This is a genomic window from Streptomyces sp. DH37 (assembly GCF_029813835.1).
In the GTDB taxonomy this organism is placed as follows: Bacteria; Actinomycetota; Actinomycetes; order Streptomycetales; family Streptomycetaceae; genus Streptomyces.
In genome coordinates, this window is the sequence record NZ_JARVKV010000053.1 from 21,083 (window position 1) to 41,932 (window position 20,850).

Consider the following 20,850-nt stretch of genomic DNA (forward strand, 5'->3'; position numbering starts at 1 on the left):
CCGGCCCGGCGCGTGCGTCAGGCCGGCGGCGGGTCCAGCCGGTCGCCGAGCGGGCAGATGCGCAGGGCCTGGCCGATGACGCGCTCGCGCTGCTCCCCGGAGGCGGACGGCAGCGAGACGTCGGCGGTGGCGTCGAAGCGGTAGTGCTGGGCGCCGCCGTCGTTGAGGCGGACGCGGGCGGTCACCTCGCTGCCGGAGGGGTCGACGCCGGTCTCGGTGGCCGCGATGACCAGCGCCTGGTGCAGGCAGGTGGCCAGCGCGGCCGCGTACAGCTGCTCGGGGTCGTACCCCTGCCCGCTGCCGCCCAGCTCGCCGGGGGCGCCGACCGGGAGGCCGGCCCGCCCGGAGACGTCCACCCGGCCGGTGCCGTGCAGGGAGCGGGCCTGGGCGGTGTACAGATCCTGTTCGGATGGGGCCATGGGGAAAGGTCTACCCGTGCGCCCCGGGGGGAGGCGCGCCCAAACGGCTGACGCCCCGGCCCCGGCCGTCAGTCGGCGTGCTCGGTGTACATCCGCACCTGCTCGGCCAGCCTGTCCAGGCTCTGGTCGAGGGAGGCGTGGACGGCGTCCTCCGAGGGGACGTGGCTCTCGTCGAAGAAGGACAGGTGCACGGTCACCTCGCTGGCGCCGCTGCCGATGCCCGCCACCTGCAGCCAGCCCGCGTAGGCGCCCTCGTCCCGGGTCCCCCACTCCGCCCGCAGCTGGTCGGGCCGGGCGCGGAACAGGGCCCGGACGTCGTGTCCGGTGCGCTCCTCGTGCACGGTGACGGCCGGCGGGGTCCCCGTGTGGACGTGGAGGTCCCCCGGAAGCCAGTTGTTCAGGCCGTCCGGGTCGGAGACCTGGTTGAAGATCAGCTCGGGCAGGGCGGGCATGGTGCGGGAACGCTCGAATTCGCTCACCGGATCTCACTCCCGGGGTCGTACGTCAGCGGACCCAGGACGGCGTACCCCTTCCCGGGCCGGGCATCCCCGCCGCGGGCCGCCCGTCCGCCCGCGTTCCGGGTACGGCCGTACCCGGAACACGGCCGCACCGGCTACGGGCGGCCGAAGCCGCCCGCCGCGTCCAGGATCCGCCCGGCCACCCCCACCGAGTCCACCAGCGGGTGCAGCGCCAGCGCCCGCAGCGCCGCCCCGCGCGAACCGCTGCGCGCCGCCTCGATCGCGGCCCGCTCGACGGCCTTGAGCGTGAGCATCAGCCCGAGCTGGTCGGCCGCCACGGGGCCGACCGCCAGCGGACGCGCGCCGGAGGCCCCCACCAGGCACGGCACCTCGACCACCGCGTCGCCGTCCAGGCCCGGTACGGCGCCGCGGCCGGGGACGTTCAGGATCAGCGTGGTGCGCTCGTCCCGGGCGATCGCCCGCATCAGGGCCAGCGCCACCCGGTCGTAGCCGCCGCCCTCCAGATCGCAGCTGTCGCGCTCCCAGCCGCCGGAGGCCTCGCGGCTCTCGGCCAGGTAGGTCTCCTCGCGCTCACGGCGGGTGCGCTCCCACTCGCCGTACGCCTGCGCCGGGTCGTCCGGCCGCGCCCGCTCGTAGAAGCGGGACTGCTGGCCGCGGAGGAACTCGCCGCGCGTGGCCCCGGCCCCGCGGACGGCGGCGACCGCCTCGCGGTTGAAGTAGTAGTAGTGCAGGTACTCGTTGGGCAGTGCGCCGAGCGTCCGCAGCCAGTCGGCGCCGAACAGCCTGCCCTCCTCGAAGGACGTGAGCGCGGCGGGGTCGGCCAGCAGGTCGGGCAGCCGGTCGCGGCCGTCCACCGTGACGCGGCGCAGCCAGCCCAGGTGGTTCAGGCCCACGTAGTCGTAGCTGGCCCGGTCCGGATCGGCGCCCAGGGCGCGCGCGGCGCGGCGGCACAGCCCGACCGGCGAGTCGCAGATGCCGATGACGCGGTCGCCGAGGACGGCGGCCATCGCCTCGGTCACCATCCCGGCGGGGTTGGTGAAGTTGATGGTCCAGGCGCCGGGCGCGACCTCGGCGATCCGCTCGGCGACGCGCACGGCCACCGGCAGGGTGCGCAGACCGTACAGCACGCCGCCCGCGCCCACCGTCTCCTGCCCCAGCACTCCCTCGGCGAGCGGGATCCGCTCGTCGCGCACCCGGCCCGCCAGGCCGCCGACCCGGATGGCGGAGAAGACGAAGTCGGCGCCGCGCAGCGCGTCGTCGAGGTCGGTGGTGGCGCGCAGCGCGGGGGCGGGTCCGGTGTGCCGCCCCCGCTGGTGGGCGAGCACCGCGCCGATCGCGTCCAGCCGGGCGCGGTCGGTGTCGTACAGGACGAGTTCGGTGACGCGGCCCGCCCGGTCGCCCGCGTCCTCCAGCAGCGCCCGGTGCACCAGCGGCACCCGGAACCCGCCGCCGCCCAGCACGGTGAGCCTCATGCCCGCTCACCTCCCGCGGCCTTCCGGGGGGTTCCGGGCGCGGTGGGCGCGGTCCGCGACAGGGTCTCCGGCACGGTCGTCACGGCGTCATGTCTCACGCCGCCACGGTCTCACACCGCCGTGCCGGACCGCTCAGGCGTGGTCGACCAGCTCGACGTGCCCCTGCGTCCGCGCGCAGTGGGCGCAGCAGAAGAACCGCCCGTCCGCCGACTGCACACCGTGGCCCAGGATGCGGCACTGGCAGTTCTCGCAAATGGGCGCCATCCGGTGCGCCGCGCACTCCAGGCTGTCGAAGACGTGGACGGCACCCGCCGCGCGCACCTCGAACGCCATCTCGTAGTCGTTCCCGCACACCTCGCACACGCTCATGAAACGTTTCCCTTCCGCCGGTCGTCCGCTGGGTGGGTCAGCCGCAAGGATGGGGGCCGGGGCCCGGCGGCCCCTTCCGCGACGCGGCGGCCGGGCTCCGACCGGCGCACCGCAACCACCCGCCCGGCCGACGCGCCGGGGCCCGGACATTCATCCCCCTCCGGCGGGGCATGACTGGCCCTGACACGTACGCGGCCCGGCAGGGCGCGCACCGACGGACCGGGAGGGCGGGACGATGGCGGCGACCGCGGAGGCCGGAACCGAGGAGGCCGCACCACCCGCGTCACGGCGGGCACTGGTGGCGGGATCGGTCGGCAACTTCATCGAGTGGTACGAGTTCGGGGTCTACGGCTACTTCGCGACGATCATCGCCGCGCGGTTCTTCGCCCCCGACGGCGCGGGCGACGCCGAGGCCCTGGTGAAGACCTACGCCTCCTTCGCCCTGGCGTTCTTCTTCCGCCCGGTGGGCGCCGCCCTCTTCGGCCGGATCGGCGACCGGATCGGCCGCCGCCCCACCCTGATCCTGGTGGTCCTGCTGATGACCGCCGCCACCGCGGCCATCGGCCTGCTGCCGACGTACGCCACGGTGGGTGCCGCCGCGCCGTGGCTGCTCACCCTCGTCCGCGTCGTCCAGGGACTGTCGGCGGGCGGGGAGTTCGGCGGCGCGGTGTCGGTGATGACGGAGTTCGCGCCGCCCGGCCGGCGCGGGCTGTACGGGGCGTGGCAGTCCTTCACGGTGGCGCTGGGCCTGCTCGCCGGCGCCGGCCTGGCCGCGCTGCTGGCCACGGTGCTCGGCGAGGACGACCTCCAGCGGTGGGGCTGGCGGCTGCCGTTCCTGCTGGCGGTGCCGCTGGGGCTGGCGGCCCTGTGGCTGCGGCTGCGGCTGGAGGAGACGCCTTCCTTCCGGCGCTCCTCCGGGCGCGCGCACGGCGCGGGACCGGCCGCCGGGTCCGCGCCCGCCGCCGTGCCCCCGCCCTCCGCCGCCGCGACCTGGCGGGCCGTCGGGCTGGGGGTCGGACGTCTGATGGGCTGGTCCGCGGCCGGGTACACCTTCCTCGTCGTGATGCCGGCCTACCTCCAGAGCACCCTGGGCGCGTCCTTCCGGCAGGCGCTGGTGGCCACCGTCGTGGCCAACGCGGGCTTCGCCCTGGCCATCCTCCCCGCCGGGGCGCTCAGCGACCGGATCGGACGGCGGGCGGTGATGGTCGCGGGGACGGTCGCGCTGCTCGTCCTCGCCCTCCCCCTGCTGAACCTCCTCCAGGACCCGGACGCCTCCCCGGCGGCCAAGGCGGCGGCGGTGTTCGCGGCCGGCGCGGCGGTGGGACTGCTGGCCGGGCCCGGCCCGGCGATGCTCGCGGAGATGTTCCCCACCACCGTGCGCTACACCGGGCTGGGACTGGCGTACTCGCTGTCCAACGCGGTCTTCTCCGGCTCGGCCGGGCTCATCATCACCGAGCTGATCCAACGCACCGGCGACGCCGACATCCCCGCGTACTACGTGGTGGCCGTCTGCGCGGTCGGCCTGCCGGCGCTGCTCGCGCTGCGCGGCGACGACCACCGGCGCGCGCTGCGGGACTGACGGACCACCGGTACGCGCACGACCGGCACGACCAGCACGGAGGGTACGGGCATGAGGGTGATCGGGCTGATGTCGGGGACGTCCTGCGACGCGATCGACGCGGCGGCCGCCGACCTGGAGATCGAGGGCGACACCGTCGTCCTGACCCCGCTCGGCGCGCTCGAGCACGCCTTCCCCGGCGGGCTGCGCCGCGACCTGCTCGCGGCGCTCCCGCCGTCGCCCACCACCATGGCCGCGGTCTGCCGGCTCGACACCCTCCTCGGGCAGGCCCTCGCGGCGGCGGCCGACCGCGCCGACCGCGAACTGTGCCGGGGGCGGGCCGAGCTGGTCGTCTCGCACGGGCAGACCGTCTACCACTGGACCGAGGACGGCCGGGTCCGCGGCACCCTCCAGCTCGGGCAGCCCGCCTGGATCGCCGAGCGCACCGGCCGCACCGTCGTCTCCGACCTGCGCCCGCGCGACGTCGCCGCCGGGGGCCAGGGCGCGCCGCTGGTGAGCGCCCTGGACGTGATGTGGCTGCGCGGCCGGCCGGGGACACCCGTCGCCCTCAACCTGGGCGGCATCGCCAACATCACGGTGGCGGACGGCGGACGCGGCCCGCTGGCGTACGACACCGGACCCGCCAACGTCCTGCTCGACGAGGCGGTGCGGGAGCTGACCGGGGGCCGGGCCGACCACGACGCGGACGGGGCGCTGGCCGCCGCGGGCACCGTCTGCCGGCCGCTGCTGGAGAGGCTGCTGGCCGAGCCGTACTACGCCCGGCCCGCGCCCAGGACCACGGGCCGGGAGCTGTTCAACGCCGCCTACCTGCGGACCGCGCTGAGCGGTTTCGGGCACCTGCCCCCCGAGGACGTCCTGGCCACCCTCACCGAGCTGACGGCCCGTACGGTCGCCGACGCCGTACGGGCCGCCGGGGGCACCGAGGTGATCGCCTCGGGCGGCGGCACCCGCAACCCGGTCCTGCTGGCCCGGCTCGCACGGGCCCTGGGCGGCGTCCCGGTCCGCGTCTCCGACGAGCTCGGCCTGCCCTCCGGGGCCAAGGAGGCGTACGCCTTCGCGCTGCTGGGCTTCCTGACCGCCCGGGGCGTGCCCGGCACGGTCCCGGCCTGCACCGGCGCGCGCCACGCCCGTGTGCTGGGGTCGATCACACCGGGCCGGCGCGGGCCGCTCCCACCGCCGGCCGGGGGCGGGGCGGGGCCCGTCCGGCTCCGCGTGTCCCGGACCGGACCGCCGCGGGACTCCTGACCGCGCGTCCGGAACGGACGCGCCCTCCGGCGGCGCGCCCACTGCCGGCGCGGTGCCCGCCGCGGCCCTCACCGCGCGGCGGCCGAGGACCGCAGGGTGGCGATCACCTCGTCGTCGCCCACCTGGTGGAAGTCCTCGTACCACTGCCCGACCCCCTGGAAGGACGGCGGCGTCTCCAGGCACACCAGGCGGTCGGCCACCGTCTCCAGCGCCGCGGCGGCCTGCACGGAGGAGACCGGTACGGCCAGGACCAGCAGGCCCGGCTCCAGGACGCGGGCGGCGTGCAGCGCGGCGCGCGCGGTGACGCCGGTGGCCAGCCCGTCGTCGACGACGACCACCGTGCGTCCCCGCAGCTCCGGGGCGGGACGGCCGCCGCGGTACAGGTCCTCGCGGCGGCGCAGCTCCGCCCGCTCCCGCTCGACCCGCGGGGCCATCTCCGCGGCCGTCAGGCCGAGCATGTCCAGCGACCGCTCGTCGAACAGCGGCGGGCCCTCGCCCGCGATGGCGCCGACCCCGAACTCCGGATTGAACGGCGCGCCGATCTTGCGGGCGACCAGTACGTCCAGCGGCGCGTGCAGCGCGCGGGCGATCTCGTCGCCCACGGGGACGCCGCCCCGGGGAAGCGCCAGGACCAGCGGGTCCCTCATCCCTCCGGCGAGCTGGAGTTCCCGCAGCGGACCGGCGAGCATCCGGCCCGCCTCCCTGCGGTCGTGGAAGCGCATGATCTCTCTCCCTTCGCTTCCTCCCGGCCCCGCCCCGGCGGAGGCCGCCGCGGCGGAGGGGCGGCGGGACCGGTCACCGGTGCGCCGCCTCCCGGGACATGCGGACGAACCAGTCGCGGGCCGCGGCGGCGGCCTGGTCGAGGGTGCCCGGCTCCTCGAACAGGTGGGTGGCGCCGGGCACCACGTGCACCGTGCACGGCGCGGACAGCCGCGCGGCCGCCTGCTCGTTCAGCCGCAGCACCTCGTGGTCCTCGCCGCCGACGATCAGCAGGACGGGCGCGCCGACCCTGTCCAGGGCGCCGCCCGCGAGGTCCGGCCTGCCGCCCCGGGAGACCACGGCCCGCACCCGGCCGGGCTGCTCGGCCGCGGCCACCAGGGCCGCGGCGGCCCCCGTACTGGCTCCGAACAGGCCGGTCGGCAGCCCGGCGGTGGCCGGGTGGCCGCCGAGCCAGTCGACGGCCGCCACCAGGCGCCGCGCGAGGAGGGGGATGTCGAAGCGGTACTCGGCGGTGACCGTGTCCGTCCGCTCCTCGTCATCGGTGAGCAGGTCGAACAGCAGCGTGCCCAGACCGGCGTCCTGCAGGACCCCGGCCACCGCGCGGTTGCGCGGGCTGTGCCGGGAGCTGCCGCTGCCGTGGGCGAAGGCCACGACGCCGCGGGCCCCGCCGGGCACGGTGAGGTCCCCGGTCAGGACGGCTCCTCCGTCGGTCGGGATCCCGGCTGTCTCGGGGAGCATCGGCCACCTCCCGCGCTGTGGACGTCCGTGCGCCGCCGGGGTACCCGCCGGCCGCGGCGGTATGCGCCGCGGCGCGGGAGCCGCCCGAGGAGCCGGGGACCGGGGACCGGGGCGCGTACGCCCGGGGCCTGCGGTCTACCGGGCCGCCCCGCCCGCGGGGGCGGCCTCCTCCTCCCGGGCTTCGGGGACCTCGGGAGTCCCGGTGGCCTCAGGTGTCTCGGGGCCGAACAGGGAGACCCTGCCGAACGTGCCGTCGTAGCCCGGCTCGCGCCGCACCCGGTGGGCGCGCAGCCGCTCGATCGCCTCGGCCGTCTCCGCCTCGCCCGCCTCGCGCACCTCCCGCACCGGAACCTCCAGCAGCAGCGGCAGTTCCGGGCCCAGCGCGGCGGTCAGGCCCTCCAGGGCGCGCTCCACGGTCTTGGTCTTCGGCCCGACGCCCAGGATCTCGCCCGCGATCTCCGGCAGCGGGACGATCTTCAGCGCCTCGCCGGCCGTGGACGGCCGCCCGGAGGGACGGTCGGCCAGCTCGTCGACCCGGTGGAGCACGCCGACGGTCAGCTTCCTGCCGCACACCGGGCACCTGCCGCCGCGCTCCCGGGTCCCGGCCGGCTCCAGCCGCACGCCGCAGGCACGGTGCCCGTCCAGGTGGTACTTCCCCGCCTCCGGGTACAGGTCCACGGTGCCGGCGTACCCCTCGCCGGTCTCCAGGGCCCGGCGGATCGCGAAGTAGTCCACCTCCGTGTCGAGCACGGTGGCGTTGCGGCCCAGGATGGGCGGCGAGTGCGCGTCGGAGTGGCTGACCAGCCGGAAGCGGTCCAGGGACGACACCCGCCAGTTCATCTCCGGGTCCGAGGACAGGCCCGTCTCCAGCGCGAAGACGTGCCCGGCCAGGTCGCCGTAGCACTCGTCCACGCCGTCGAAGCCGGACTTCGAGCCGAGGACGCCGAACCAGGGCGTCCAGGCGTGCGCCGGGACCAGGTAGGAGCCCTCGCCGGAGGCCAGGACGGCCTCCAGCAGGTCGCGGGCGTCCATCGCCAGGGCGGGCCGCCCGTCCGAGGCGAGGTCGCCGTACGGGGAGAGGGCGCGCGTGAGGCGCTCGGCCGCGTCGAGGTCGGGCGCGTAGCACAGGTGGTGGATCCTGCGGCCCCGGCCGCCGCGCGAGTAGTTCGTGGCGACCTCCACCTGGAGCAGGAAGCGCAGGGGGCCGCGGCAGGCGGGCGGCAGGGTCTCCAGCACCTCGCGGTCGAGGTCGTCCCGCAGCCGGAACAGGCCCGGTTCCGCGGGCACCAGCGACTCGCGCAGGGTGCGCGACCACACGGGGTGGGTGAAGTCGCCGGTGCCCAGCACGGTGATCCCCTTGCGCCGCGCCCACCAGGCCAGGTGCGGCAGGTCGCTGTTGCGGCTGCACGCCCTGCTGTACCGGGAGTGCACGTGCAGGTCGGCGTAGTAGCGCATGTACCCACGCGTGCCCCGGAAGCGCGGGGGCATGGGCGGGCGCGGGACGGCCGCCGCTCCGCGCCCCCTTTGGGGCCGGTGCTAGGTTGGCCGTGGCGCGCCCCGCGCCCCGGACGAGCGCGTCGTACCCGGCACGACAAGACGGCGCAGGTCATACGCAGTCACGCACCATCACCTGCGGAGGTCACGTCATGGCGTGGGTCGTCCTGGTCGTCTCGGGGATCCTGGAGGCGGTGTGGGCCGCGGCGCTCTCCGCGTCGCAGGGCCTCACCCGTCTCAGGCCCAGTGTGCTGTTCGTCGTCGCGCTCGCCCTCAGCATGGGCGGCCTCGCCTACGCGCTGCGCGGCATCCCCATCGGCACCGGGTACGCGGTGTGGGTGGGCATCGGGGCCGTGGGCACGGCCGTGTACGGCATGGTCGCGCTCGGTGATCCCGTCTCCACCGGGCGCGTGCTCTGCCTGGTGCTGATCGTCGCCGGCGTCGTGGGCCTGAAGGTCCTGGAGTGAGCGCGGGCCCGCCGCCCGGCCGGGAGCTACCGGCCGGGCGGCGGCGCGGTGCGCGGGGGCCGTCCTAACGGGAGGCGCCGCCCTCGCCGGGGGCGCCCTCGTCCCGCTCGGTCCGCTCGGTCGTGGCCGGGTCGACCCGTCCCTTCGCGGTCTCCCCGGACAGGTGGCGGACGTGCTCCTTGGCGACCTGCTTGAGCCGCTCGTCCCTCTTGCGCTGCTCTTCCTTGCGGTGGCGCTTGAACATGGTGCCTCGCTCCCTGCCTCGTACGGGCCGTCCGCCGCCCGTCCGCGGCCCGGTGGCCGCCGTGGGCGAAAAGCCCGGTATGCGCATTTCGCGCTACGCGGTTCCCCCGCTTCCGGTGTCCATGCCTCCCTGGTGGGGAGCGGAGGAATAGGGGTGGTCGCCCGGACGTTCGACAAAGTGATTGAATAATCAACTATTGGGGATGTGAGCGCAGTGCAGTTCGGAATCTTCACCGTGGGTGACGTCACCGCGGACCCGACCACGGGCCGGACGCCCACCGAGCACGAGCGCATCAAGGCGATGGTCGCCATCGCGCTGAAGGCCGAGGAGGTGGGGCTGGACGTCTTCGCCACCGGAGAGCACCACAACCCGCCCTTCGTGCCGTCCTCGCCGACGACGATGCTGGGCTGGATCGCCGCGCGCACCGAGCGGCTGATCCTGTCCACCGCCACCACGCTGATCACCACCAACGACCCGGTGAAGATCGCGGAGGACTTCGCGATGCTCCAGCACCTGGCCGACGGCCGGGTGGACGTGATGCTGGGCCGCGGCAACACCGGGCCGGTCTACCCCTGGTTCGGGCAGGACATCCGCCAGGGCATTCCGCTGGCCATCGAGAACTACGCGCTGCTGCACAAGCTGTGGCGCCAGGACGTGGTGGACTGGCAGGGCCGCTTCCGCACCCCGCTGCAGGGCTTCACCTCCACCCCGCGCCCGCTCGACGGCGTCCCGCCGTTCGTCTGGCACGGCTCCATCCGCTCCCCGGAGATCGCCGAGCAGGCCGCCTACTACGGCGACGGCTTCTTCCACAACAACATCTTCTGGAACAAGGAGCACACCCAGCGCATGGTCTCCCTCTACCGGGAGCGCTACGCCCACTACGGCCACGGCACCGCCGAGCAGGCGATCGTCGGCCTGGGCGGCCAGGTGTTCATGCGCCGCAACTCCCAGGACGCCGTGCGCGAGTTCCGCCCCTACTTCGACAACGCGCCCGTCTACGGCCACGGGCCGTCCCTGGAGGAGTTCACCGAGCAGACCCCGCTCACCGTCGGCTCCCCCCAGCAGGTCATCGACAAGACCCTCGCCTTCCGCGACTACGCCGGCGACTACCAGCGCCAGCTCTTCCTGATGGACCACGCCGGGCTGCCGCTGAAGACCGTGCTGGAGCAGATCGACATCCTCGGCGAGGAGGTCGTGCCCGTGCTGCGCAAGGAGTTCGCCGCCCGGCGCCCCGCCCGGGTCCCCGACGCCCCCACCCACGCCTCCCTGGTCGCCCGCCGCGACGCCGAGGCCGCCGAGCGGGCCTCCGGCGCCACGGCCTGACCCCGTCCCCGACCAGCCCGCCCGTCCACCCGCACCATCCGCAGGAGCAGCACATGAAGCCCATCCGGATCACGGCCGTCTCGGCCGGCCTGAGCGTCCCCTCCTCCACCCGCCTGCTCGCCGACCGCCTCGCCGAGGCGACCAGGCGGCGCCTGGCGGACGGCGAACGCCCGGTCGAGGTGCGGGTGGTCGAACTGCGAGGCCTGGCCACCGACATCGCCCACAACCTGGTCACCGGCTTTCCCGGACCCGCCCTGAGCGAGGCGGTCGAGGCCGTGACCGGGGCGGACGGCCTGATCGCGGTCACCCCGATCTTCACCGCCTCCTACAGCGGTCTGTTCAAGTCCTTCTTCGACGTCATCGACGACACCGCGCTGCGCGGCAAGCCGGTCCTCATGGCCGCGACCGGCGGCACACCGCGGCACTCCCTGGCCATCGAGCACGCCGTGCGCCCGATGTTCGCCTACCTGCGGGCGGTCACCGTGCCCACCGCCGTCTACGCCGCCTCCGAGGACTGGGGCGGCGGGGACGAGCGGGCCGGCGAGCTGTCCGCCCGGATCGAGCGGGCGGGGGAGGAGCTGGCGGAGCTGGTCGGCGCCCGGCCGCGGCCCGCCGACGGGTCCGACGGGGCCGACGAGTCCGACGGGTCCGGCGCGACAGGGCGGGCCACCGGGCAGGAGGCCGTCACCCCCTTCGCCCAGCAGCTGGCGGCCCTCGGACTCGACTGACCCGCCGACCGACCCGCCCCGCCGGAGCGGCTCGGGGCCGATACCGGGCCGATACTGGATCTCGTGGACCCCACGGACTCCATGGCCCCCGGACCCGGCCCGGCACGCCCCGCCGGTCCCGAGACGGCCGGCGGGGCGGTGGACGAGTACGTGTACCGCCGCCCGGCCCCCGCGCTGCGGCCGTACGTCGCCCGGTACACCGGCTACCGCCAGGCCGGTCTGCCGCCCGGCCTCCACCGCGGTCTGCCCTCCCCGTACCTGACGCTGATCCTCACCCTGGACGACCGGCTCACCGTGGCCGGCCACCCCGACCCCCGGCAGCCGCCCGGCCGCTACGACACGCTGCTCGGCGGTCTCCACGCGGCGCCCGCGCTGATCGCCCACGAGGGCAGGCAGTCGGGCGTCCAGATCGCGCTCGGCCCGCTCGGCGCGCGGGCGCTGCTGGGCCCGCCCGCCGGCGAACTGGCCCACCTCGACGTACCCGCCGACGCCGTGCTCGGCCGGCGCTGCGCCGAGATCCACGACCGGCTGCGGCAGGCCGCGACCTGGCCGGAGCGCTTCGCCGTGCTGGACCGCACCCTGCCGGGCCTGCTCCGCCCCGAGCGGACCGCGCACCCCGAGGTCGCCCGCGCCTGGCACCGGCTGCTGGCCTCCGGCGGCACCGCCACGGTCTCCGAGCTGGCCGAGGAGTCCGGCTGGAGCGCCCGCCACCTCACCGGACGCTTCCGCGCCGAGATCGGGCTCACGCCCAAGGCCGCCGCCCGGGTGGTCCGCTTCGACCGGGCGCGCCGGCTGCTGGTGGCCCGGGCCGCCCGCCCGGAAGCGGCGGGCGCGGGCGGGCTGGGGCTGGCCGGGCTGGCGGTGGAGTGCGGCTACTTCGACCAGGCCCACCTGGCCCGCGAGTTCCGCGCGCTGGCCGGCTGCGCGCCGAGCCGCTGGCTGGCGCAGGAGCACGGCACGCGGTTCCGAAACGTCCAAGCCGGGGAGGACGCCGCGGCGCCACGGTGGGGTGTGCCGGGGCTCGCCGAGGACGGGTGAGCCGTGAGGACCCCACCGAGGAGGACGGCGCAGATGACGGCAGACACGAACGGCACGACCAGCACGGACGGCACGGCACGGGAGCCCATGGTGTGGCCGACGCTGCGGGCCCGCGACGCCCTGGGGCTGATCCGTTTCCTGACCGACGCGTTCGGCTTCGAGGAGACGCTGGTCGTCACGGGCGAGGGCGCCGACGGGAACACCGTCCACCACGCGGAGCTGAGCTGGCCCGAGGGCGGCGGCATCATGCTCGGCTCGGTGCGCGGGGGCGGCGACGACCCCTGGCCGCTGGAGCCGGGGAGCTTCGGCGCGTACGTCGTCACCGACCGCCCCGACGAGCTCTTCGCCCGGGCCGCGGGCGCCGGGGCGCGGGTGCTGAGGGAGCCGTACGACACCGGCCACGGCTCCCGCGACTTCGCCGTGCGCGACCCGGAGGGCAACCGCTGGCAGTTCGGCACCTACCGCGGCGAGCCGCGCAGGCCGGCGCGGTCCGCGGCCGGCGGGAGCTGACGGGGGCCGCCGCCCGTGCGGATGCCGGGGGCGGAACCGGGTAGGCGTCCGGTCCCCGCGCCCCGGCACCGAAGGGAAGACGGCCCCCATGACGACCACCGTCGGCAACCCCGGCAGCACGACCGCCGAGTACGAGCGGTCACCGAGCCACTTCACGGACCGCATCACGGCCGACGGCGCCGACGGCTGGCCGGTCGAGGCCGGACGGTACCGGCTGGTGGCCAGCCGGGCCTGCCCCTGGGCGAGCCGCGCGCTGGTGGTGCGGCGGCTGCTCGGCCTGGAGGACGCGATCTCCCTGGCGGTCACCGACCCCCTCCAGGACGAGCGGAGCTGGCGCTTCAGCCTCGATCCGGACGGCAGGGACCCGGTGCTGGGCATGGCCTTCCTCGGCGAGGCGTACGCCGCCCGCGAGCCCGGCTACGACGGCGGGATCAGCGTCCCGGCGATCGTGGACGTCCCCAGCGGCAGGCTCGTCACCAACGACTACCCGCGCATCACGCTCGACCTGGAGACCGAGTGGACCGCGCTGCACCGCGATGGCGCGCCCGACCTGTACCCCGAGCCGCTGCGCGACGAGATCGACGAGGTGATGGAGGACGTCTACCGGAACCTCAACAACGGCGTCTACCTGGCCGGGTTCGCCAAGAGCCAGCGGGCCTACGAGCGGGCGTACCGGAACCTGTTCGCCTGCTGGGACCGCCTCTCGGAGCGCCTGTCCGCCCGCCGCTACCTGGTGGGCGACACCATCACCGAGGCCGACGTGCGGCTGTTCACCACCCTGGTGCGCTTCGACGCGGTCTACCACAACCACTTCAAGTGCAACCGCAACAAGCTGAGCGAGGACCCGGTGCTGTGGGCGTACGCCCGCGACCTCTTCCAGACCCCCGGCTTCGGCGACACGGTCGACTTCGACCACATCAAGCGGCACTACTACCAGGTGCACACCGACATCAACCCCACCCAGATCGTGCCCCTCGGCCCGGACCCGTCCGCCTGGCTGACCCCGCACCACCGCGAGGAGCTGGGCGGGCGGCCCTTCGGCGACGGCACCCCGCCCGGCCCGCCGCCCGCGGCGGAGGAGATCCCGCCCCGGGGCCGGGCCACCGCGGCCGGCGAGGGGGCGTAGCGCGGCGGGGCGGCGAGGTGGCGGGGCGGCGGGGCGCACGGCCCCGGGGCGGTCCGCGTTCCCCGTGCCCGGCACGGGTACCCCGGCCGGGGAAGAGGGCGATCGCAGGCACCGACAGGGAAGACAGGTGGTCATCATGCTCGCCGGGCGGCTCAACGTGACGACCCGCACCTTCTCCGTGGAGGAGGTGCCCACCCCGCGGCCGGGGCCGGGGGAGGTGCTGGTCAAGGTGGAGGCCGCGGGGGTCTGCCTGTCGGACGTCCACCTGATCGACGGCACGCTCACCCCGCTCCACCTGCCCGGGGACACCGTCACCCTCGGCCACGAGGTCGCGGGCGTCGTCGCCGAGCCGGGCCCGGGCGTGACCCGCCGGCGGCCGGGGCAGCGCGTCCTCCTCCAGGCCGGGGAGGAGCGCGACGGGGTGGTGTGGACCCGCGGCGTGGACTACGACGGCGGCTGGGCGGAGTACGCGGTGGCGACGGAGTCGACGCTGGTGGAGCTGCCCGGCGACCTGCCCTTCGAGCAGGCCGCGATCATCCCGGACGCGGTCTCCACCCCCTGGGCCGCCGTCACCGCCACCGCCCGCACCGAGCCCGCGCGGCCGGCCGGCGTCTGGGGCGCGGGCGGTCTGGGCGCGCACGGCGTGCAGCTGCTGCGCCTGGTCGGCGCCGCGCCGATCATCGTGGTCGATCCCCTGCCCGAGGCGCGCGAGCGGTCCCTGGCCTTCGGCGCCGACATGGCCTTCTCACCGGGCGATCCGGAGCTGCCCGCCCGGGTGCGGGGCGAGACCGGCGGGACGGGGCTGGCCGTCGCGTTCGACTTCGCCGGGGTCCCGGCGGTGCGGGAGCAGGCGGTGCGCTGCCTCGGGCCGGGCGGCAGGCTGGTGCTGGTCGGGCTCACCGACCAGCCCCTCACCATCAGCGACGGCACCGCCTTCAGCTACTTCCAGCAGCAGGTGCTGGGCCACTACGGCTCCTCCGACGAGCACGTCGTGCAGCTCGTCGAGCTGGTGCGGCGGCACCGGCTGGACTTCTCGCGGTCGGTCAGCGGGGTGCTGCCGCTGGCGGAGGCGCGGGAGGCGGTGGACCGGCTGCTGCGCAAGGAGGGCAACCCGGTCCGGCTGATCCTGCGGCCCTGACGCGTCCGGGCCGGGGCCCTGGCGCGTCCGCGCCGGGTCCCCGGGCGTGCGCCGGCGCCGGGCAGGGCCTCAACCCTCCTGCCCGGCGCCGGAGAAGGCCGCCGGCCCGGCGCCCGCGAGGGGACGGGCGCCGGACGGCTCGCCGGTGAACCGCCGTGCCGTCAGCCCGCCTTGGCGGCGGACTCCTTCTGGAAGGCGCTCAGGCCGTAGGCCCAGAGCTGGTTGACCCGGCTGCGCTCGGCGGAGTTGGGGTAGGCGTTGGTGCAGGACGGGCCGGGGCCGCCGCCGGACATCAGCTCGCTGCACGGGCCCGAGTAGTTGTCGCGCAGGCCCAGCACGTGGCCGGTCTCGTGCGAGGTGACGCGGGTGGAGTTGTAGACCTGGTTCTGCCGGTAGTCCAGGAAGATGTACCCGTTGCCGCGGCCGTCGGTGCTGGCGTAGGAGCCGCGCGAGTCGTTGCCCTCGTAGTACCGGAAGTCGGCGTTGCTGCCCGACACCAGGCGCACGTTGCTGACCGAGGAGTTCCAGATCTGGGCGCTGCGGGATATCTCGGTGGCGAACGAGGGCGCCCGGCTGGCGTCGTAGACGACCGTGACGGCCTGCGCGCCCGTGGCCTGCTGCTTGGAGAGCGCCGACTTCATGACGGCCTCGAAGAAGGCCTTGGTGTTGGCCCGGTCGGCGGCGGAGCCGGAGTACGCCGCGATCGAGGCGGGCAGCCGGTCGGCGGGGGCGGCGGACGCCGGCGCCGAGGCCAGGCTCAGTGCCATGCCGAGGCCGAGGGTGGCCGACAGGGCGAGTCTGGAGGACTTCATGTGGGGGGTCTCCTTCTCGTCCGTGAATCCGGGTGGGGAGCCTGAGGGGGCCGGATTCGGCGGAGGAACGTCGAACAGTCAGGATTCTGTTCGACCTCCGCGCCGCCGGGATGATGCCAACCGGCGATAGCTCCGCGGGTATCACCCGCGGTCGCCCCCGCCCGCCCGACCGACCGACCGCCCCGGCTCCGGCGCGACGGCCGCCGGCGGTGTCGGCGGGCGGTGCCCGTCCGCGGTCTCCGTTCGGGTGGCCGGAAACAGCCTGCCCGAAGGCGACCGAAGACGTCCGAAGGCGAACGGAGGTGGCCGAAGATGTGCGCCGGGAACGCCGGGCATGCCGTTTCGGCGGCGTTTGGACGTCTGGTGCCGCCTGTTGGGGCGTCGTTATCCTCCATGCGTGGAGCTCGACGTGAGGCATCTGCGCGTGCTGTGCGCCATCGCCGACGCCGGGAGCGTCCGCAAGGCGGCGCTGCGGCTGGGCATGAGCCAGCCGTCCCTGACCACGCAGCTCCGCCGCATCGAGAACGCCATCGGCGGACGGCTGTTCACCCGGGAACGCACGGGCAGCCGCCCGACGGCACTGGGACAGTCCGTGCTCTGCCGCGCGCGCCCGATTGTCGCGGACATGGCAGCCCTGGTGAGCGAGGCGAGGAGCGCGGCGGCGCTGGCGGGGGAGGCGCGGCTGAGGATCGGCAGCACCGCCAGCCGGGCCGTGGCCGGATGGATGCGCAGGCTCCGCGCCCGCTACCCCGGCGCCGACACCACGATCCACATCGACGTCTCCGCCAACTCGCTGCTCCAGACGGTCGCCGACGGGCAGGTGGACGTGGCGTTCGTCCACGAACCGGAGGGCTTCCCGCTGCGCTTCCCCGCGGGCGTGGAGCAGCACGTCCTGGTCGCCAGGGAGCCGCAGTTCATCGCCCTGCCCGAGTCCCACCCCCAGGCCGGGCACCGGGTGGTGGACATGGCGGACCTCGCCGACGACCAGTGGATCGTCGACTTCACGGCGGACGGCGAGTGGGCCGCCACGCGCCGCGCCTTCGCGACCGCCGGGCTGAACCCGCGCATGGTCCACGTGCCCGACACCACCACCGCCGCGGAACTGATCGCGGGGGGCGAGGCGGTGAGCGTGTGCCAGCCCATCTCGCAGCAGCGCCAGGGGATGGTCATACGCCCGCTGCGCGACGACCCCCTGGCGGTGCGGCTGCTACTGGCCTGCCGGTCGGACAGCCGTCTGGAGGCGGAGGTCGGCGGCCTGCGCGCCGACCTCATGGCCTCCTACGCGGAGGCCGCCTGGGCCAGCGCCGCCTACCGCTGGTGGCTGCTGCGCCACGGCAGTCCGCTGCTGCGGCAGCCGGGGGCCCTTCTCCCGCCGCCCGGCGAGGAGCCGCCCGGTGCCGCGCCGGACGGCGACCCGGCCGCCGCGGGAGGCTTCCCGGCCGGGTCGCCGGAGCACGCCCGCGCCGCCGCGCCGGGCGTCCACCGCGCCCGGCGTCCCGCCGCGCACGTCACCGCCGCCGCGCCGCGCGCACCGCAGGCCCACGGATGAGGCGTGCACCGGGCGACGGCCCGGCGGGAGCCGGTGCGCGCCCGCGCGGACCCGTGCCCACCGGTGAGCGGCGGCGAGCGGCGGCGGACGGCGGCGCGGCCTCAGCCCCGGCCGAGGTCCGCCGGAGGCTCGACGGTGTGGAAGCACTGGGTGCACACGTATCCGCCCCGCGGCCCCTCCTGGACCGCCCAGCCGCACTGGGCGCAGTGCATCACGGCCACGTCGGGCGCCGGGATGTCGGAGGGCGGGGGGGTCATCCGGTCGCCCCGCAGTTGCCGCAGGACCAGCGCCCGTCGGGTCCCTGTATCACCGTGGCTCCGCATGTGGTGCAGTTCACCGGCAGTTCCCCTTCCGCCGTGCCCCGCCGGGCCCGTCCGTGCCTCCGGTGCGGTCACCACCGTCGGCCACGGCTGTCGCACGCCACGGTAGCCCGGGGCGCGGTGCGGTTGCGAGACCCCGCCCCCGCGCCGCGCCTCCCGCGCCGACGTGCCGGGAGGGACGGCACCCGCGGAGCGCCCTCCGCCCGTCACCGGTGAGCCGGCGGACCGGGAACGGACGGCGGGACGGACGGCGGCGGGGACGACGCGAGCGCGCCGCGGTCGCCGTACCGTGGGGCCCGTGGTGCCCGGCGGCTCGTCGGCGGCCCGGTGTCGCACCTCACTCCGGTGACCTGGGCGGGGCTCGCTACCATCGGAGTACCGAAGACCGGAATCCGCTCTTCCGAATGCGGGACCAAGGTGTCTGCTGATCTCTCCTCCGTCATAGCCGCGACCGCCCGGTGGCTGGTCCGCTCCTACCCCACCGCCGGCGGCGTCCTCAGCGCCTCCCTGGCCGAGGCGCAGGCGCGCCAGGCGGTCACGGTCGCGGCCTGGCTGCGCTACCCGACCCTGCTGGACGCCGCGCTGGTGACGCTCGCCGGTCCGGGCGGCGCGCTGCGGCTGGACCGGATCAGCGGCGCGGAGCCCCCGGAGCCGCGCGAGCCCGACGGCCTCGGCGAGCCCGACGGCTTCGGCGGGGCCGACGGGACGCCCGCCGGACTGCCGTGGATCCCGGTGCCCCGCGAGCCGGGCGAGACGGGGGGAGCCTGGCGCACCTGGGTGGACGAGGTCCTCGCCAGCTGGGCGGCCTGCCTGCTGACCTCGCCGGACCTGGTGGAGGAGGCGGTGGCCGGGGCCCTGCGCAGCGAGCACGCGCAGGGCCTGGTGGTCGACTTCCGCAGGCTGGCCGCGCCCGACGGGCTCGACCGGCAGGCCGCGCCCCTGCTGCGCCACCCCGATCTGATGGCGCCGGTCGCCGGGCTGCACCGTGCGGAGCTGCTGGCCTGCCTCGGCTCCCACCGGGGCCCGGACGCCGAGGCCGTCGCGGCCGACTGACCGACCGCCTCCGGGACCGTGCGGGCGGCCTCCGGACGGGGCCGTACCGGAGCCCGGCGTCCCCCACATCGACGCCGGGCCCGGGTGCACCGCTGCCGTGCGGGGGTCAGCCCCTCCGCCACAGGGCCGGTGCGTTCGGCGGCTCCCAACCCGCCTGGGACAGGTGGCCCTGGAGGCACGTGTAGGAGGCGCCGCCGTACTCCACCCGGTCGCCGGCCCGGTAGGACACCCCCGCACGCCAGGTGCCGCCGGGATCGTCCGGGGGCGGGGTGGTGGGCGGGGGAGTCTGGGGGACGTCGAGGACGAAGTCGAACGTGGCCTCCTTCGCCGAGCCGGCCGTCCGCACGTTCATCAGCAGCGCCGGGTCGAAGATCGCGTCGGTGTTGTTGCGCGGCTCGCCCGGGAAGTAGAGCTGCGTGGTGAGCACCGGGCGGCCCGGTGCCTGCGCCTTGACGTGGATGTGCCGGGTGCGGCCCGGATACAGCCCGGGGACGATCGTGGTGAGCTCGAAGGCCCCCTGGGCGTCGGTGTACTGGTGGCCGCGGAACCGGTGGCCGGTGTTGTCGTAGGCGCCGTTCACGTCCGCCTGCCAGAAGTCCAGCAGCACGCCGGGGATCGGCCGGCACGCCCGGCCGAACACGTACCCGCTGACGGTCAGCCGCGTGCCCGGCGTCCCCGCCTCGACCAGCGAGGTGCGGCGCGGCGAGTTCGGCTTGAAGTACGGGCCCTCCATCTGCGGGGGCGTCGGGTCGTCCCCGTCGTCGCAGTACGGGGTCGGCGGGAGCGGCTCCCCGGTGGACGACGGCCGCAGGGTGCGGGCCAGGGCCGGCGCGCCGCCGACGAGCAGGGGCAGGGGGGCGGCCAGTAACGCGCCCTTGAGCACGCTCTTGCGGCTGAGGGACGCGGGCCGCGGCCCGGAGCGGGGTCCGGTGTGGGGCCCGGAGCGGGGCTCGGAATGGGGGGTGGTGTCGTCTTCCACGGTCTTCTCCTGGGCATCGGGGAAGGTGGTACGGACTTTTCGCGAGCAGGTCCGAACCTATGCGGGCGCCCGGGAGGGATCGATGGACAGGATTCAGCGGTCGTGGTGATTCGGCACGGTCCCGCCGTCCCCGCCCGTCCCGCCGTCCCCGCTCGCTCCGCCGCCGTCCGCGCCGCGGCGGAAGGCGCCGGGGCTGACGCCGGTCTCCCGCCGGAAGAAGCGGCAGAAGTACGCCGGATCGGCGAAGCCCGTCCGGCGGGCCACCTGACCCACCGTCATCCCCGTTCCGGCCAGCAGGCGCTTGGCCTCCAGCACCCGCGCCCGCCGCACCAACTGCCCCGGGGTGCGGCCGGTGGCCCGCTTGACCACCTCGTTCAGATGGCCGACCGACACGCCCAGCCGCGCCGCGCACTCGCGCACCGGCGGCGGCCCCGTGTCCGGGTCCTCCAGCAACTCCCCGAACCGGGCGGCCAGTTCGGCCGCCCGCCCGGCCGCCGAGGCGGGCGTACCGCCGCCGGGCAGCCGGCCCGCGCGGACGAGGAGCACATGCAGGTAGGACTGGAGGACGGAGACGAAGCCCTCGCCCCGGACGCGGTACTCCCGCTCCATCTCCCGCAGCAGCGCCGAGAGGCGGACCGCCTCCTCGCGCGGGGGGCACAGCCACGGCCGCTCCCGCAGCGCCCGCAGCGCCTCCCGGTCCTCCGGGTGCGTCAGCAGGAAGTCGTCGGTGAACAGCACCACCCAGCCGTTGAGGCCCGAGACCCCGCGCCAGTGGTGCACCTGCCCGGGCAGGACCAGGCACAGGTTCGGCGGGCGCAGCGGCCACGGCACCGTGTCGACCACGTGCGTGCCCCGGCCGCTGGTGACGTAGACGATCTCGTGGAAGACGTGCCGGTGCGGGAAGGCGGCGCGCGACAGCGGGCCGATGGTGTCGAAGGAGCCGATGGCGAACGGCAGGACGTTCGGCGCGGGCACCTCCAGGCGGTGCAGCGGGACCGGGTCGTGCGTCATCTCCCCACCTCCTCGGCGGCCCGGCGGCCGGTGAAGC

General features: G+C 75.9%; 23 protein-coding genes and 1 riboswitch. Of the genes, 11 read left to right on the forward strand and 12 right to left on the reverse strand.

Features of this window, described 5'->3' with window-relative positions:
- Nucleotides 1-17 precede the first annotated feature (17 nt).
- The 4 genes from QC029_RS22620 to QC029_RS22635 form a co-directional block, all read right to left on the reverse strand.
- Complete coding sequence (locus tag QC029_RS22620; protein ID WP_279557584.1) at nt 18-419, reverse strand: OsmC family protein; 402 nt, start codon at nt 417-419, stop codon at nt 18-20.
- A 68-nt stretch (nt 420-487) separates the two neighbouring features.
- Complete coding sequence (locus QC029_RS22625; RefSeq protein WP_279557585.1) at nt 488-898, reverse strand: SRPBCC family protein; 411 nt, start codon at nt 896-898, stop codon at nt 488-490.
- 134 nt (nt 899-1,032) lie between these two features.
- A complete protein-coding gene (locus tag QC029_RS22630; RefSeq protein ID WP_279557586.1) occupies nt 1,033-2,370 on the reverse strand; it encodes a 6-phospho-beta-glucosidase in 1,338 nt (445 codons plus the stop codon).
- A gap of 132 nt (nt 2,371-2,502) precedes the next feature.
- A complete protein-coding gene (locus tag QC029_RS22635) occupies nt 2,503-2,739 on the reverse strand; it encodes a hypothetical protein (protein ID WP_279557587.1) in 237 nt (78 codons plus the stop codon).
- 235 nt (nt 2,740-2,974) lie between these two features.
- On the opposite strand from QC029_RS22635, the gene QC029_RS22640 reads away from it, so the two are divergent.
- Entirely contained in the window at nt 2,975-4,318 is a 1,344-nt protein-coding gene (locus tag QC029_RS22640) for an MFS transporter (RefSeq protein ID WP_279557588.1), read from the forward strand.
- A 51-nt stretch (nt 4,319-4,369) separates the two neighbouring features.
- Complete coding sequence (locus tag QC029_RS22645) at nt 4,370-5,563, forward strand: anhydro-N-acetylmuramic acid kinase (protein WP_279557589.1); 1,194 nt, start codon at nt 4,370-4,372, stop codon at nt 5,561-5,563.
- Between the two features lie 68 nt (nt 5,564-5,631).
- On the opposite strand, the gene QC029_RS22650 is transcribed toward QC029_RS22645, so the two are convergent.
- The 3 genes from QC029_RS22650 to QC029_RS22660 all read right to left on the reverse strand — a co-directional run bounded on the left by QC029_RS22650 (nt 5,632) and on the right by QC029_RS22660 (nt 8,476).
- Entirely contained in the window at nt 5,632-6,285 is a 654-nt protein-coding gene (locus QC029_RS22650) for a phosphoribosyltransferase (protein WP_279557590.1), read from the reverse strand.
- Between the two features lie 73 nt (nt 6,286-6,358).
- On the reverse strand, nt 6,359-7,021 hold the full coding sequence (locus QC029_RS22655; RefSeq protein ID WP_279557591.1) for a dienelactone hydrolase family protein: 663 nt from the start codon (nt 7,019-7,021) through the stop codon (nt 6,359-6,361).
- A gap of 135 nt (nt 7,022-7,156) precedes the next feature.
- Nucleotides 7,157-8,476, reverse strand: a complete 1,320-nt coding sequence (locus QC029_RS22660; protein ID WP_279557592.1) for an endonuclease Q family protein — start codon at nt 8,474-8,476, stop codon at nt 7,157-7,159.
- 90 nt (nt 8,477-8,566) lie between these two features.
- A riboswitch (guanidine-III (ykkC-III) riboswitch) is annotated at nt 8,567-8,627 on the forward strand.
- A gap of 40 nt (nt 8,628-8,667) precedes the next feature.
- Here QC029_RS22660 and QC029_RS22665 point away from each other — a divergent pair.
- The gene (locus QC029_RS22665) at nt 8,668-8,982 is read left to right on the forward strand and encodes an SMR family transporter (RefSeq protein WP_279557593.1); all 315 of its coding nucleotides are present in this window, start codon (nt 8,668-8,670) and stop codon (nt 8,980-8,982) included.
- 64 nt (nt 8,983-9,046) lie between these two features.
- Here the strand turns inward: QC029_RS22665 and QC029_RS22670 are convergent, their stop codons facing one another.
- Nucleotides 9,047-9,226: a hypothetical protein gene (locus tag QC029_RS22670; protein ID WP_279557594.1), complete on the reverse strand. Its 180-nt coding sequence runs from the start codon at nt 9,224-9,226 to the stop codon at nt 9,047-9,049.
- A gap of 213 nt (nt 9,227-9,439) precedes the next feature.
- Here QC029_RS22670 and QC029_RS22675 point away from each other — a divergent pair, with 213 nt between their 5' ends.
- The 6 genes from QC029_RS22675 (at nt 9,440) to QC029_RS22700 (ending at nt 15,089) form a co-directional block, all read left to right on the forward strand.
- A complete protein-coding gene (locus tag QC029_RS22675; protein WP_279557614.1) occupies nt 9,440-10,549 on the forward strand; it encodes an LLM class flavin-dependent oxidoreductase in 1,110 nt (369 codons plus the stop codon).
- Nucleotides 10,550-10,602: 53 nt separating this feature from the next.
- Nucleotides 10,603-11,277, forward strand: coding sequence for an FMN reductase (locus QC029_RS22680; protein ID WP_279557595.1), 675 nt, complete (start codon nt 10,603-10,605; stop codon nt 11,275-11,277).
- 63 nt (nt 11,278-11,340) lie between these two features.
- The gene (locus tag QC029_RS22685; protein ID WP_279557596.1) at nt 11,341-12,315 is read left to right on the forward strand and encodes an AraC family transcriptional regulator; all 975 of its coding nucleotides are present in this window, start codon (nt 11,341-11,343) and stop codon (nt 12,313-12,315) included.
- A gap of 33 nt (nt 12,316-12,348) precedes the next feature.
- Nucleotides 12,349-12,825 (forward strand): VOC family protein, encoded by a 477-nt coding sequence (locus QC029_RS22690; protein ID WP_279557597.1) that lies wholly within the window; start codon nt 12,349-12,351, stop codon nt 12,823-12,825.
- An 88-nt stretch (nt 12,826-12,913) separates the two neighbouring features.
- Nucleotides 12,914-13,951, forward strand: a complete 1,038-nt coding sequence (locus QC029_RS22695) for a glutathione S-transferase C-terminal domain-containing protein (protein WP_279557598.1) — start codon at nt 12,914-12,916, stop codon at nt 13,949-13,951.
- Nucleotides 13,952-14,078: 127 nt separating this feature from the next.
- Nucleotides 14,079-15,089, forward strand: a complete 1,011-nt coding sequence (locus QC029_RS22700; RefSeq protein ID WP_279557599.1) for a zinc-binding dehydrogenase — start codon at nt 14,079-14,081, stop codon at nt 15,087-15,089.
- Nucleotides 15,090-15,250: 161 nt separating this feature from the next.
- Here QC029_RS22700 and snpA read toward each other — a convergent pair whose 3' ends face one another.
- Nucleotides 15,251-15,901: a snapalysin gene (gene snpA, locus QC029_RS22705; protein WP_279557600.1), complete on the reverse strand. Its 651-nt coding sequence runs from the start codon at nt 15,899-15,901 to the stop codon at nt 15,251-15,253.
- Between the two features lie 397 nt (nt 15,902-16,298).
- Between snpA and QC029_RS22710 the strand changes: the two genes are divergently transcribed.
- Nucleotides 16,299-17,450 (forward strand): LysR family transcriptional regulator, encoded by a 1,152-nt coding sequence (locus tag QC029_RS22710; RefSeq protein WP_279557601.1) that lies wholly within the window; start codon nt 16,299-16,301, stop codon nt 17,448-17,450.
- Between the two features lie 101 nt (nt 17,451-17,551).
- Here QC029_RS22710 and QC029_RS22715 read toward each other — a convergent pair whose 3' ends face one another.
- Nucleotides 17,552-17,773 carry a hypothetical protein gene (locus tag QC029_RS22715; protein ID WP_279557602.1) on the reverse strand — a complete coding sequence of 74 codons (222 nt, stop codon included), beginning with the start codon at nt 17,771-17,773 and terminating at the stop codon, nt 17,552-17,554.
- A 414-nt stretch (nt 17,774-18,187) separates the two neighbouring features.
- On the opposite strand from QC029_RS22715, the gene QC029_RS22720 reads away from it, so the two are divergent.
- Nucleotides 18,188-18,823, forward strand: a complete 636-nt coding sequence (locus QC029_RS22720) for a hypothetical protein (RefSeq protein WP_279557603.1) — start codon at nt 18,188-18,190, stop codon at nt 18,821-18,823.
- Between the two features lie 106 nt (nt 18,824-18,929).
- On the opposite strand, the gene QC029_RS22725 is transcribed toward QC029_RS22720, so the two are convergent.
- Both QC029_RS22725 and QC029_RS22730 read right to left on the reverse strand, forming a co-directional pair.
- Complete coding sequence (locus QC029_RS22725; protein WP_279557604.1) at nt 18,930-19,802, reverse strand: carbohydrate-binding protein; 873 nt, start codon at nt 19,800-19,802, stop codon at nt 18,930-18,932.
- Nucleotides 19,803-19,895: 93 nt separating this feature from the next.
- Complete coding sequence (locus QC029_RS22730) at nt 19,896-20,813, reverse strand: AraC family transcriptional regulator (protein WP_279557605.1); 918 nt, start codon at nt 20,811-20,813, stop codon at nt 19,896-19,898.
- Between the last annotated feature and the right edge of the window lie 37 nt (nt 20,814-20,850).

What these genes read in the sequence shown, in the direction of transcription:
- QC029_RS22620 (WP_279557584.1), bottom strand. Translation starts at nt 419, where the DNA reads ATGGCCCCATCCGAACAGGATCTGTACACCGCCCAGGCCCGCTCCCTG.
- QC029_RS22630 (WP_279557586.1), bottom strand. Translation starts at nt 2,370, where the DNA reads ATGAGGCTCACCGTGCTGGGCGGCGGCGGGTTCCGGGTGCCGCTGGTG.
- QC029_RS22635 (WP_279557587.1), bottom strand. Translation starts at nt 2,739, where the DNA reads ATGAGCGTGTGCGAGGTGTGCGGGAACGACTACGAGATGGCGTTCGAG.
- QC029_RS22640 (WP_279557588.1), top strand. Translation starts at nt 2,975, where the DNA reads ATGGCGGCGACCGCGGAGGCCGGAACCGAGGAGGCCGCACCACCCGCG.
- QC029_RS22645 (WP_279557589.1), top strand. Translation starts at nt 4,370, where the DNA reads ATGAGGGTGATCGGGCTGATGTCGGGGACGTCCTGCGACGCGATCGAC.
- QC029_RS22650 (WP_279557590.1), bottom strand. Translation starts at nt 6,285, where the DNA reads ATGCGCTTCCACGACCGCAGGGAGGCGGGCCGGATGCTCGCCGGTCCG.
- QC029_RS22655 (WP_279557591.1), bottom strand. Translation starts at nt 7,021, where the DNA reads ATGCTCCCCGAGACAGCCGGGATCCCGACCGACGGAGGAGCCGTCCTG.
- QC029_RS22660 (WP_279557592.1), bottom strand. Translation starts at nt 8,476, where the DNA reads ATGCGCTACTACGCCGACCTGCACGTGCACTCCCGGTACAGCAGGGCG.
- QC029_RS22665 (WP_279557593.1), top strand. Translation starts at nt 8,668, where the DNA reads ATGGCGTGGGTCGTCCTGGTCGTCTCGGGGATCCTGGAGGCGGTGTGG.
- QC029_RS22670 (WP_279557594.1), bottom strand. Translation starts at nt 9,226, where the DNA reads ATGTTCAAGCGCCACCGCAAGGAAGAGCAGCGCAAGAGGGACGAGCGG.
- QC029_RS22680 (WP_279557595.1), top strand. Translation starts at nt 10,603, where the DNA reads ATGAAGCCCATCCGGATCACGGCCGTCTCGGCCGGCCTGAGCGTCCCC.
- QC029_RS22690 (WP_279557597.1), top strand. Translation starts at nt 12,349, where the DNA reads ATGACGGCAGACACGAACGGCACGACCAGCACGGACGGCACGGCACGG.
- QC029_RS22695 (WP_279557598.1), top strand. Translation starts at nt 12,914, where the DNA reads ATGACGACCACCGTCGGCAACCCCGGCAGCACGACCGCCGAGTACGAG.
- snpA (WP_279557600.1), bottom strand. Translation starts at nt 15,901, where the DNA reads ATGAAGTCCTCCAGACTCGCCCTGTCGGCCACCCTCGGCCTCGGCATG.
- QC029_RS22715 (WP_279557602.1), bottom strand. Translation starts at nt 17,773, where the DNA reads ATGCGGAGCCACGGTGATACAGGGACCCGACGGGCGCTGGTCCTGCGG.
- QC029_RS22730 (WP_279557605.1), bottom strand. Translation starts at nt 20,813, where the DNA reads ATGACGCACGACCCGGTCCCGCTGCACCGCCTGGAGGTGCCCGCGCCG.